This window comes from Ochrobactrum sp. P6BSIII, assembly GCF_014138065.1.
GTDB lineage: Bacteria > Pseudomonadota > Alphaproteobacteria > Rhizobiales > Rhizobiaceae > Brucella.
This window is the reverse complement of sequence record NZ_JACGXB010000001.1, coordinates 461,229-473,325: the sequence shown is the minus strand read 5'-3', so window position 1 is coordinate 473,325 and position 12,097 is coordinate 461,229. Positions and strand designations below refer to the sequence as shown.

Sequence of the window (12,097 nt, the reverse complement as noted above, 5' to 3'; positions counted from 1 at the left end):
ACGAGGACAGGCATGACAGGCCGTACAATTCTGATTGTGGATGACGACGAAGATCTCCGCTCCATCCTCGTCGAGCAGCTTGAGCTGTGTGAAGAATTCCAGATCCTGCAGGAAGACAATGCCACCAAGGGCATTCAGACTGCGCGCAACGGCATCGTCGATCTTCTGATCATGGATGTGGGTCTGCCGGACATGGATGGCCGTGAGGCTGTCAAGCTTCTGCGCAAAGGCGGCTTCAAGTCCCCGATCATCATGCTGACCGGACATGACACTGAATCGGACACGATTCTCGGTCTTGAATCCGGCGCGAATGACTATGTCACCAAGCCGTTCAAATTTGCCGTTCTGCTTGCCCGTATTCGTGCGCAGTTGCGCCAGCATGAACAAAGCGAAGACGCGACCTTCACGGTCGGCGCCTACACGTTCAAGCCGGGCCAAAAGCTGCTCATCGACGAGAAGGGGGCGAAGATTCGCCTGACCGAAAAGGAAGCGGCGATCATCAAGTATCTCTATCGCGCTGGCGACAAGGTCATCGGTCGCGACGTGCTGCTGGAAGAGGTCTGGGGTTATAATTCGGGCGTAACGACCCATACGCTTGAAACCCACGTCTATCGCCTGCGCCAGAAAATCGAGAAAGACCCGTCCAATGCCACGCTTCTCGTCACAGAAAGCGGGGGATACAAGCTTGTCCCGTGATGGACAGCGCTCGATGCAGGTGTATTGACAATCTATGGCGCTAGACGACGATATTCGCATTCTCGGCACGGTGGGCCTGTTCGAGTCATTCACACCCGAACAGTTGCGTCTTCTTGCCTTTGGCGCCGAGCGGCTTGTGCTACGCGCGGGCCGCGAACTTTTTCGTGAAGGCCAGAGCGCAGACTGCGCATATATCGTCGTTTCCGGCAACATTACCCTGTTTCACGATGCTGATGAGGGGCGGATATCAATCCGCCCTGTCGGCCCCGGTGCGATGCTTGGTGAGATGGCTCTCATCGCCCAGACATCACGCCTCACCGGCGCGGTCGCTGAAGCAGAAACTGAAGTGATCCGCATCAGCCGCTCGATCTTCCGGCGCATTCTGGAAGAATATCCAGAAGTGGCAGCCTCCTTGCATAGTCATATCAGCCGTAATCTGCTGGACCTGATCAGCGAGATTGAAAAGGTCGCGCCTCGTCTCGGGAATGGTGACTGACCGCCTCTCATTACAGTTCAATCACTCGTTCTATTCCGATGGCGTTCAAAAACGCCTGATCATGGCTGACAACAAGTAAGCCGCCTTCATAACCGTTTAGCGCTATTTCGAGAGCCTCGATGGAGTCGAGATCGAGATGGTTGGTCGGTTCGTCCAGGATCAGCAATTCCGGCTTCTGTGTTCCGCCGAGAACGCAGGCAAGCGCGGCGCGCAGCAATTCGCCACCGCTCAGCTCTCCCGCAAACCGGCTCGCGCTTTCGCCGCGAAATGAAAAACGCGCCAGCGCTGCACGCGCATCATTGTCATTCGCATCCGGATTGAGACGACGGAAGTTCTCATAAAGCGTGGCCGTGCGATCCATCAGCTTCATCTGCTGATCGAACATCGCAATTGGTACGTAACACTGCACGCGTCCAGCAACCGGCAACAGTTCTCCCGTGACAAGCCGCAGCAGCGATGTCTTACCCGCACCATTGGCACCACATATAGCGATGCGCTCCGGCCCGACGATCTTCATCGAAAAGTCCCGGATAACAGGCCGGCCTGATCGCGGTCCACCCGACACAGTATCGATTTCCACAAGAACGCGCCCGGATGGCAGTGCCGAACGCTCGACGTTGAAACGCATTGGCTTGATCGTTTCGACCAGCGCCTCGGCCTCCTTCAATTGAGCCTGCGCTTTCTCCGAATTGCGATCCGCGAGCGCCTGCCCCTTGCCGCCGGTCTTCTGCGCCCGATCCTCCCGCGCATCGAGTGTCATTTTACTTATGCCGCTATCAGCACGTGAATTACGCCCACGCGCATCACTGCGCGCCTGACGTTCGGCCGCGTCCTGCGCCTTGCGTTGAACCTGTTTCACCTCGCGTTGAGCCGTCTGAAGATTGCGGGCCGCAATATCCCGCTCTTCCTGCTTCTTATCGTGATAAAAATCCCAGTTGCCGCCATAAAGATGCAGGCCAGTTTGCGTAAGCTCGGCGATGCTATCCATCTGCCGCAACAATGCGCGATCATGGCTGACGACAATCGCCGCCCCGCGCCAGTCCGCCAACATAGCCCTCACGGCCTCACGGCCATCGTGATCGAGATTGTTGGTCGGCTCATCCAACAGAATGATATCGGGTTGGTGGAAGATCAGGGCAGCCAATGCCGCGCGTGTCCGCTGCCCACCGCTGAGCAACGCAAGGGGTGTCTGCGGTTCAAGTACCAGTCCGAAGCGCTGTAAGGCGTCCGCAAAGCGCTGCGGCAGAGCCCAGTCGGCTTGTTCAAAGTCGCTGTCCGCCCCCTGCCCGGTCTCAATACGCGAAAGCATGGCTAATTCTGCGGCAAGCTCGAACAGATCGGCCAGCGTTTGCCCGCTATCGGTCGAGATATTCTGTTGCAGAACACCGAGCCTGCCGCTGCGCGCGACAGTGCCCGATGTCGGCGCCAAGACACCGCTCATGATGTTGAGAAGCGTGGATTTACCCACACCATTGCGCCCGACAAGCCCGATACGGGCTTCGGTTACGCTAAAATTGACGGATTCGAAAAGCGTGCGGCCATCAGCCGTGATGCAGGAAACATCCTGAAGTGTCAGAAGAGCAGTCATTGCGAACCATGGAAACATTGAAAACACTGGTCGGTTGATACAGTGCTGTCTGATCCATCGTTCTTTTCTCCTTGCTTAGACTGCTTCCTATATAGGGGCTGTTACCGGATCAATCCAGATCGAACGTCGCAATAACCGGAACATGGTCTGATGGCCGCTCCCAGCCACGCGCATCGCGCAGAATCTGCAGGCCCTTCATATGGGCCTCCAGATCGGCAGAACCCCAGACATGGTCGAGCCTGCGGCCACGATCCGATTCATCCCAATCCTTGGCGCGATAGCTCCACCAGGTATAGATTTTCTGGTCAGACGGAATGATCTGACGCATGAGATCGCTCCAGCCGCCCTTGACGCGCAAATCTTCCAGCGTCTCGGTCTCGATCGGCGTATGGCTGACGATCTTCAAAAGCTGCTTATGCGACCAGACGTCGTTTTCAAGCGGGGCGATGTTGAGATCGCCCACCAGGATCGACGACAGACCATCCTGACGATCCGCCACAATGGCGCGCATTTCTTCAAGAAAGCCAAGCTTGTGGGCAAATTTCGGATTGATTGCCGGGTCCGGCTCATCGCCTCCCGCCGGCACGTAGAAATTATGGATGCGAAGCTTCTTGGTCCCCGCCTCGACCACCGCACTCAAATGGCGGCAATCGCCCATATCGCAAAAGCCGATTTTCTCAACACCGGACAATGGACGGCGCGAAATGGTTGCGACGCCATGATAACCCTTCTGGCCGCTGATCGCGATATGTTCATAACCAAGTGCGCGAAAACCCTTGGATGGAAACTGATCGTCCGGGCACTTGGTTTCCTGAAGACACAGAACATCGGGCTGATAGTCGCGCAGAAACTGCTCGACCAGCGGCATGCGCAGGCGCACAGAGTTGATGTTCCAGGTAGCAACGGAAAAAACCATGGGGGTGGGACTCGCAGCAACGAAAAAGATGCCGCGAACCTAACCATTTATCCTGCAAATGCAAACAGCTTGCCGCAGCAAGGTGACATTTGCTGACCTTTTTGTGAAGGCCGTTACTGGCCTTTGCGCTTCATGGCGATGCGCTGATAGTCGATCTTGAACATGTCATCGGTGAAACGGACACCGCTGCGCACATTGAAGATCATGACCGTCGTATCAAGCTTCTGGGCATCGGTGATCGTCCACTGCTTCAGCTCGTAAGACTTCGGATCGAACATCATGGTGATTTTCGAATCGCCGAAGATCGACTTGTCACCGAGAACCAGCGTGGTCATGTCCGGTTCCTGCTTCACATTCTGCAACCGACCGCCGCCGAGATCAATGCGATCTGCCAGTAACAGCTTGAGCGGCGTCTTGGACAGCGGATAGAGATCCCACGTATCCAGCTTGCGATTGTTGATGACCACAGACTCGCCATCGGAAATCACGCGGATCGGCGAATTATTGTAGTTGAAGCGGATCTTGCCCGGACGCTCGATATAGAAAGTGCCGCCAGTCTGATCGCCCTTCGGGCCGAACTGTACGAACTCACCCGTCATGGTGCGAACCGATGAAAAATGATCGGCGATCTGCTGCGCTGCACCAGCAGCACCAGCCCCCTGCGCCATCGCGGCAACAGGCGTCAGAACCAGAGACGTGACGCCAAGACCAAGCGCTCCCATTCCCAGCACGGCTGCAAGACGACCAGCTTTCGCAAAGGCTGAAAAACGGGAGAATATCATCGGTATACTTTCTCTTTTCATCATATCGTCAGGTTATCGCGCCAGTTTGGCGCGAGTGTGGCGTGCCGTTTTCATAGGGTCGATGAGATTTTGGCTATGGCGCACCGAAAATGGTGGGGTTCGAGAACCGGAGCGGAGTGTACTTAACGTACATGAGCACCGGAAGCGCAGAACAACGCCATTTGCAGGTTGCCAGAGCCGAAATATCCCTGGCTTAAAAGTCATCGTCACCGGTCGGTACGAGAATTTCGCGCTTTCCGGCATGGTTGGCAGGACCGACAATCCCTTCGTCTTCCATCCGCTCGATAATCGACGCAGCCCGGTTATAGCCAATGCCAAGACGACGCTGGATATAGGAAGTGGAAGCCTTCTTGTCGCGAAGCACCACGGCGACGGCCTGATCATACGGATCATCGGAATCTTCCAGATTGGAGGTTCCAGACGGGCCGCTGCCGCTCTCGTCGTCTTCTTCATCCTCAGTGATGGCATCCAGATATTCCGGCACGCCCTGAAGCTTCAGATGCTGCACGATGCGTTCCACCTCGTCGTCGCCGACGAAAGGCCCGTGCACGCGCTGGATACGACCGCCGCCAGCCATGAAGAGCATATCGCCCTGACCGAGCAACTGCTCGGCGCCCTGCTCGCCCAGAATGGTGCGGCTATCGATCTTCGATGTCACCTGGAAGGAAATACGGGTCGGGAAGTTGGCCTTGATCGTACCGGTGATGACATCCACCGATGGACGCTGCGTGGCCATGATCACGTGGATACCAGCGGCTCGCGCCATCTGCGCCAGACGCTGCACCGCGCCTTCGATATCCTTGCCCGCGACCATCATCAGGTCGGCCATTTCGTCGATGATCACGACGATATAGGGCATTGGCGCCAGATCCAGCTCTTCGGTCTCGTAGATCGCCTCGCCGGTATTGCGGTCAAAGCCGGTCTGCACAGTGCGTGCAATCGGCTCGCCCTTTTTCTGCGCCAGACCGACACGCTGATTGAAGCCGTCGATGTTGCGAACGCCGACCTTCGACATCTTGCGATAACGGTCTTCCATTTCGCGCACGGTCCATTTGAGCGCGACCACAGCCTTTTTCGGGTCGGTCACAACCGGCGTGAGCAGGTGCGGAATGCCGTCATAGACGGAGAGTTCCAGCATCTTCGGATCGATCATGATCAGGCGGCATTCCTGCGGCGTCATGCGATAGAGCAGCGACAGGATCATCGTGTTGATCGCAACCGACTTGCCCGAACCGGTCGTTCCGGCAACGAGCACGTGCGGCATCTTCGCGATATCGGCAATGACCGGCTCACCATTGATGGTCTTGCCGAGCGCCAGCGCCAGTTTCGCCTTGGACTGTTCGAAGTCGCGGCTGGCCAGCATTTCGCGCAGATACACCATTTCGCGCTTCGGATTGGGCAGCTCGATGCCGATAGCGTTGCGGCCCGGAATGACAGCAACACGCGCGGCAATCGCGCTCATCGAGCGGGCGATATCGTCGGCAAGGCCGATGACGCGGGATGACTTGATGCCCGGTGCCGGCTCCAGTTCGTAAAGCGTGACCACCGGGCCCGGCTTCACATTGATGATTTCACCGCGCACGCCGAAATCTTCCAGCACGCCTTCCAGCAGGCGCGCATTCTGCTCAAGCGCATCCTTCGACAGAGCGGGATCGCGCTGGACCAGCTTGGGTTCCGCGAGGAAATGCAGCGACGGCATTTCAAACACGCCATTATCCTTGAGGAAGGATGGCTGCGCTTCACGCTGGGCGCGAGCGCCCGGCTTGGGCGAAGGCGCGGCCTGCTCGACACGCGCCTTGCGGCTGCGTGCAGGCGGTGCGTCGTGCCATTCCTGACCGGCCAGCGGTGCGTCGTCCACGCCATCATCCATAGGATCATGCATCGGGTCGTCCATATCGAACGGAGCTTCATCCGCTGACGGTCCACCGAAGCCCGGTTCACGACGCCTGCCCGCTTCCGCACCATTGCGCGTTTCAGCACTGCGGCGCACGGCGCGCATATCGCCGAAATCCTCGTCACGGGACTGGCGACGGCCAAGGCCGGTGAGCCGCTTGAAGTTGGCTGTCGTCGTCAGGGCGAGGTGGGTCAGCGCACCAATGAACTGGAAGCCGCCGCCTGCGGCTTCCTCGTCCTCATCGATGAAATCATCCTCAGTCCGTCCGCGTTGTGCAGGCTGAACCGGATTGATGATGCCACGGCCAATGATGCCGCTTGCAAAAAGGCAGAGCCACAGAGCGGGAAAGGCGAGAACCAGCGCAATCGCGGAAGCGATTGCACCCTGCGGGAACTGGCCAAGGAACAGGCCGGGCAGCCGCAGCAGCATGTCGCCAAACACACCGCCAAGCCCGATTGGCATCGGCCAGCTTTCCGGCACGGCAAAGCAGCTTGCAATGCCCGCGAAAAGAATGGCTGCGCCGATCCAGGCAAAGCTGCGCTTGGCAACACGACCGATACCACCGCGCGTCATCATGAGAAGCGACCACACCACCAGCGGCAGCAATGCGGGAACGCTCGCCAGACCGAAAAACTGCATGGCCAGATCAGAGAAGACAGCGCCCGGATAGCCAAGCGCATTGGTCACCGGATTGTCGGTTGCATGGCTGAAGCTTGGATCAGCCACATTCCATGTAGCCAGCGCGCCAACGGCCATCGCCGTCAGCGACAAAAGCGCCAGACCGAACAGTATATAGAACTGCCTGCGGAAGATATTGGTCAGGCGAAGCCTGTCTTCCGTTATCCGCTCGTCACGCAGCGGGTATGAGGGCGAATATCCTTGCCGCATATAGCCAGTCCCGAACCGAAATTTCTGCTGTCGCCCATAACAGAATAGCTAAGGGCAGAATGAATCGGTCCGATCCTAATCCGGCGATGGTTAATTCCGCATTAACCATGGATTATCTTCACACATATGAAAAAAGGCGCAGTTTCCCGCGCCTTTCTTCGTCTTGGGAGAATTGTTCTTAATGAACAGATTCGCCGTGCAAAGAGATATCGAGACCCTCGATTTCGGCCTGCTTGCTTGGACGCAAGCCCATCACAGCCTTGACCACGTAGAGGATGATGGCCGTAGCGATTGCGGTGTAAACGACGGTTACGGCAGCACCGAAGAACTGCTTGCCCATCGTGGCACCTTCGCCAGCTGCATTGATGGTGGCGTCTGCGAAGAAACCGGTCAGAACCGCACCAACGAAACCGCCAACGCCATGGACGCCGAACGCATCGAGCGAGTCGTCATAGCCGAGAGCGTGCTTGATCTTGACGGCTGCAATGTAGCAGATCGCGCCAGCGACGATGCCGATGATGAGCGCGCCCGTCGGGTTGACGAAACCGGCAGCAGGCGTGATCGCAACGAGACCGGCAACGGCGCCCGAAATAATGCCGAGCACGCTTGGCTTACCGGCAACAGCCCATTCCACGAACATCCAGGCCAGAGCCGCACCGGCAGTCGCAACCTGCGTGTTGAGCATGGCGACGCCAGCCAGTGCATTCGCGCCAGCGGCAGAACCAGCGTTGAAACCGAACCAGCCCACCCACAGAAGGGCGGCGCCGATGACCGAGAGAACGAGGTTATGCGGGGCCATGTTGGTGTGGCCGTAGCCGTCACGCTTGCCGAGGATGAGTGCAGCCACCAGACCGGCAACACCGGCGTTGATGTGAACGACCGTACCGCCGGCAAAGTCGAGAACACCATCGGAAGCCATGAAACCGCCGCCCCAGACCCAATGCGCGACCGGGATATAGACGATGAAGAGCCACAGGGTCAGGAAGACCAGCATGGACGAGAACTTCATGCGTTCAGCAAACGAACCGGCAATCAGCGCAGGCGTGATGATCGCGAAGGTCATCTGGAAGGTGATGAAAACATATTCCGGGATGGTGCCGGTCAGCGATTCCATCGTTACGCCGGAGAAGAAGGCCTTCGACAGACCGCCGATGTACGAATTCATCGAACCGCCATCCGTGAAGGCGAGCGAATAGCCAGCGACCATCCACAGCACGGACATGAGGCAGGTGATGGCAAAGCTCTGCATCACCGTGGACAGCACGTTCTTCTTGCGCACCATGCCGCCATAGAACAGCGCAAGGCCCGGAATGGTCATCATCAACACAAGCGCGGTTGACGTCAGCATCCAGGCCGTATCGCCCGTATCGAGAGTGGGCGTGGGTGCCGCAGGGGCTGCGGCGTCCTGAGCCAACGCCATTCCAGCCATGGCGACAAGCGCAGGCAAAGTGGCCAAAAGAGCTGCTGGCTTGATTCTTCCTGTTATGAGCATCGAATATCTCCGTCGAATGGCGGTTTCAAACGCGTATGCGCTGGAAAGACCGGTTCAAACAGAGAGAAACAAAAATCGTGCCAGTTGCAGAAATGCGCGGCACAAAATGTGATTTTTTTGTGAAGCCGAGTATTACGGGTTCCGAGAGAACCCGAAAAGCCGGGCTTTTCTGCCGGAGGTTTAAGCAAATTCAGGCTAAGTGATTCTGGCGATTCAGTTTTTCAGCGCCCTGTGGAAGCGCTGAACTTTACGGCCTACCATCGAATTGCACAATATTTATACAGCAATAACCTGCGCGATTAATATTTAATCATTCCTTCTTTTCGTGCACACGAATTAGCCCTTCCTGTGCAACGGAAGCCACCAGAATACCATCCCGCGTATAAAGCGCGCCGCGATTGAACCCGCGAGCCCCCGAAGCGCTCGGCGTGTCCTGCGTATAAAGCAGCCAGTCATCCAGCTTGAACGGACGATGAAACCACATGGCATGATCAAGGCTTGCCGCCTGAAGATCACGATCGAAGATCGAGCGCCCATGCGGATGCAGCGAGGTGTCGAGAAGCGTCATATCCGACAGATAGGCGAGAATTGCCGCCTGAAGTGCCCGATCATCAGGGACAATACCGTTTGCGCGCACCCAGACATGCTGCACGGGCTCCAGCTTCTCCCGCGAGAAATAATGCGTGAGCTGGACTGGCTTGATCTCGATTGGCCGCTCCCGCTCCCAATATTTGCGGACATTGGCCGGAGCAAGATGCAGATATTGCTCCTTGATGTCGCGATCGCCGAGCAATTGTTCTGGCAAAGGCAACCCTTCAGGCATGGTGATCTGATGATCGAGACCGCCCTCATCCACCTGAAACGAAGCCGACAGCGTGAAGATGGCCTTGCCGTGCTGTTTGGCGAGCACGCGCCGCGTATTGAAGCTCGACCCGTCACGAATACGATCCACTTCATAGATGATCGGAATTGCCGGATCGCCGGGACGCACGAAATAGCCATGCAGCGAATGCACATGCCGCTCTGGTTCCACCGTCCTTTGGGCCGCAATCAGCGCCTGACCGATCACCTGACCGCCGAATACACGCTGCCAGCCCACTTGCGGGCTGTTGCCGCGAAACAGATCCATCTCCAGCGTTTCCAGATCGAGTGTCGAAAGCAACTCGCGCATGGAAGCGGTCTGGCCTGCGCTCTCGCCTGAGACAGGCCCTGCGACAGGCTTGGCATCGGACTGCTGATATTCGGACTTTTCGCGATCGGACATGGACAGCCTAACTCCTGCGACCCTATATGAACCTAATAAACCTATGGCTCATGTTTGTTCCCGACCGCAGAAATCTGTCAAGTGGCGCGGCTGCTTTTAGAGTTCCGCCTCCTTGCGAACATGCCTTACAGTGCCGCGGCAAAATATCGGCTTCACTCTTGCCGTATTTGTGCCAGAAGCGCACAAGCATGGTATAGGCTTTCCGGAAAGGACGAACTGATGGCTGCGAAATCCAAACAGACAAGCACCAGCAACACCGACCTGCTGATCGCCGGCGGCGGTTATGTCGGCCTCGTCACGGCGGTCGCGGTCAAGTCTGCGGCGCCGCATCTTTCCGTTACGGTTGTCGACGGTGCGCCCGCTGGCGCCTGGAAGACCGACCCGCGCGCCTCTTCGATTGCGGCTGCCGCATCGCGCATGCTCGACAAGCTCGGCTGTTGGCAGGAAATCGTGCCTGAGGCGCAGCCAATCACCGAAATGGTCATCACCGATTCGCGCGTATCCGACCCGGTGCGACCCGTTTTCCTGACCTTTTCAGGCGATGTGGACCCGGGTGAGCCCTTTGCCCATATGGTCGAAAATGGCGTTCTCAACACCGCTCTGCATAACAAGGCCGATGCACTCGGCATCAGCTTTCTCGAAGCAACCAGCGTGAACGGCTTTGAAACCAAGCCGGAAACCGTGGCCGTCGCGCTTTCCGATGGCAACACAATCGAGACCCGGCTTCTGATTGCTGCCGATGGCGCGCGCTCGCGCCTGCGCGATCAGGCGGGCATCAAGACCGTCAACTGGGACTACGGCCAGTCCGGTATCGTCTGCAACGTGTCGCATGAAAAGCCGCATGGCGGACGCGCCGACGAGCATTTCCTGCCTGCCGGGCCTTTTGCCATCCTGCCGCTCAAGGGCAATCGCAGTTCGCTGGTGTGGACCGAACGCACCGCTGATGCCGACCGCCTGATCCGCGAAGATGATTTCGTCTTCGAGGCCGAACTGGAACAGCGTTTTGGCCACCGTCTCGGCGCGCTGCATGTCGAAGGTCCACGCCGCGCCTTCCCGCTTGGCCTGACGCTGGCGCGCGAATTCGTAAAGCCGCGCTTTGCCCTCGTCGGCGATGCAGCGCATCGCATCCACCCGATTGCCGGACAAGGTCTCAATCTTGGTTTCCGCGATGCGGCAGCCATTGCCGAAGTCATCGTCGAAACGGATCGTCTCGGCCTCGATATCGGATCATTCGCAGCACTCGAACGCTACCAGTCCTGGCGTCGGTTCGACACGGTGCAGATGGGTGTGACGACCGACGTTCTCACCAAGCTGTTTTCCAACGACAACCCGGCCATCCGCTCCATCCGCGATATTGGTCTCGGTCTCGTGGATCGTGTCCCCAGCCTGAAGTCCTTCTTCATCAAGCAGGCCGCCGGGCTTTCCGGCGAAACACCGCGCCTGTTGAAAGGCCAGTCGATCTGACCGCCTGCTCTCAGATTGCCGCCTGTTAATCGCTGGAAGCTACGGCCAAGCGCCCTATATCCGTGACGGACAATCACCGAGAGGAGCTTCCCCATGGATAGAAAAGCAACGGCAGTCTGGCAAGGCACGCTCAAGGAAGGCAAAGGCACGCTCAACACCCAGAGCGGGGCGCTGAAAGACCTTCCCTATGATTTCAAGGCCCGTTTCGAAGATGAAAGCGGGCGCGCAGGAACCAATCCTGAAGAGCTTCTTGGCGCAGCACATGCGGGCTGCTTTGCGATGCAGCTTTCCGCCTTGCTGACGCAGAACGGCACCCCGGCGGAAAAGCTGGAAGCAACGGCAGTGGTCAGCATCGGCCCTGCCTCGGGTGGCGGTTTTGAGATTACCCGCAGCGCACTAACGCTCAATGCCAAGATTCCGGGCATTTCCTCTGATGATTTCGACAGCCTTGCGAAGAAGGCAAAGGAATCCTGCCCGCTTTCTAAGGCGCTCGGCGCAATCGAAGTGACGCTGGACGCGAAACTGGTCTGAGATCGCCAAAGACGGGCTTTTGAGCGCATCCCGAAAAGTGTGAAACGCCTCCGCAGGGAAATCAG

The 12,097-nt window shown here is 57.8% G+C and carries 10 protein-coding genes; 4 read left to right on the top strand and 6 right to left on the bottom strand.

Annotated elements, in window-relative coordinates:
* Window positions 1–12: 12 nt before the first annotated feature.
* The gene (locus tag FHW00_RS02150; RefSeq protein WP_078337540.1) at window positions 13–696 is read left to right on the top strand and encodes a response regulator transcription factor; all 684 of its coding nucleotides are present in this window, start codon (window positions 13–15) and stop codon (window positions 694–696) included.
* A gap of 34 nt (window positions 697–730) precedes the next feature.
* Complete coding sequence (locus tag FHW00_RS02145; RefSeq protein WP_078337541.1) at window positions 731–1,192, top strand: cyclic nucleotide-binding domain-containing protein; 462 nt, start codon at window positions 731–733, stop codon at window positions 1,190–1,192.
* Between the two features lie 10 nt (window positions 1,193–1,202).
* Here the strand turns inward: FHW00_RS02145 and FHW00_RS02140 are convergent, their stop codons facing one another.
* From FHW00_RS02140 to tesB, 6 genes are all read right to left on the bottom strand, one after another.
* Window positions 1,203–2,780 (bottom strand): ABC-F family ATP-binding cassette domain-containing protein, encoded by a 1,578-nt coding sequence (locus tag FHW00_RS02140; protein WP_078337812.1) that lies wholly within the window; start codon window positions 2,778–2,780, stop codon window positions 1,203–1,205.
* A gap of 109 nt (window positions 2,781–2,889) precedes the next feature.
* Window positions 2,890–3,696, bottom strand: a complete 807-nt coding sequence (gene xth, locus FHW00_RS02135) for an exodeoxyribonuclease III (protein WP_078337542.1) — start codon at window positions 3,694–3,696, stop codon at window positions 2,890–2,892.
* A 113-nt stretch (window positions 3,697–3,809) separates the two neighbouring features.
* The gene (locus FHW00_RS02130) at window positions 3,810–4,478 is read right to left on the bottom strand and encodes an outer membrane lipoprotein carrier protein LolA (RefSeq protein ID WP_176168299.1); all 669 of its coding nucleotides are present in this window, start codon (window positions 4,476–4,478) and stop codon (window positions 3,810–3,812) included.
* Between the two features lie 214 nt (window positions 4,479–4,692).
* Window positions 4,693–7,281: a DNA translocase FtsK gene (locus tag FHW00_RS02125; protein ID WP_078337544.1), complete on the bottom strand. Its 2,589-nt coding sequence runs from the start codon at window positions 7,279–7,281 to the stop codon at window positions 4,693–4,695.
* Between the two features lie 178 nt (window positions 7,282–7,459).
* On the bottom strand, window positions 7,460–8,773 hold the full coding sequence (locus FHW00_RS02120) for an ammonium transporter (RefSeq protein WP_078337545.1): 1,314 nt from the start codon (window positions 8,771–8,773) through the stop codon (window positions 7,460–7,462).
* A gap of 310 nt (window positions 8,774–9,083) precedes the next feature.
* A complete protein-coding gene (gene tesB / locus FHW00_RS02115; protein WP_078337547.1) occupies window positions 9,084–10,037 on the bottom strand; it encodes an acyl-CoA thioesterase II in 954 nt (317 codons plus the stop codon).
* A gap of 219 nt (window positions 10,038–10,256) precedes the next feature.
* Between tesB and FHW00_RS02110 the strand changes: the two genes are divergently transcribed.
* Together FHW00_RS02110 and FHW00_RS02105 are read left to right on the top strand one after the other, a co-directional pair.
* Window positions 10,257–11,501, top strand: a complete 1,245-nt coding sequence (locus tag FHW00_RS02110) for a ubiquinone biosynthesis hydroxylase (protein WP_078337548.1) — start codon at window positions 10,257–10,259, stop codon at window positions 11,499–11,501.
* Window positions 11,502–11,594: 93 nt separating this feature from the next.
* Window positions 11,595–12,032 carry an OsmC family protein gene (locus FHW00_RS02105; RefSeq protein ID WP_078337549.1) on the top strand — a complete coding sequence of 146 codons (438 nt, stop codon included), beginning with the start codon at window positions 11,595–11,597 and terminating at the stop codon, window positions 12,030–12,032.
* Window positions 12,033–12,097 lie beyond the last annotated feature (65 nt).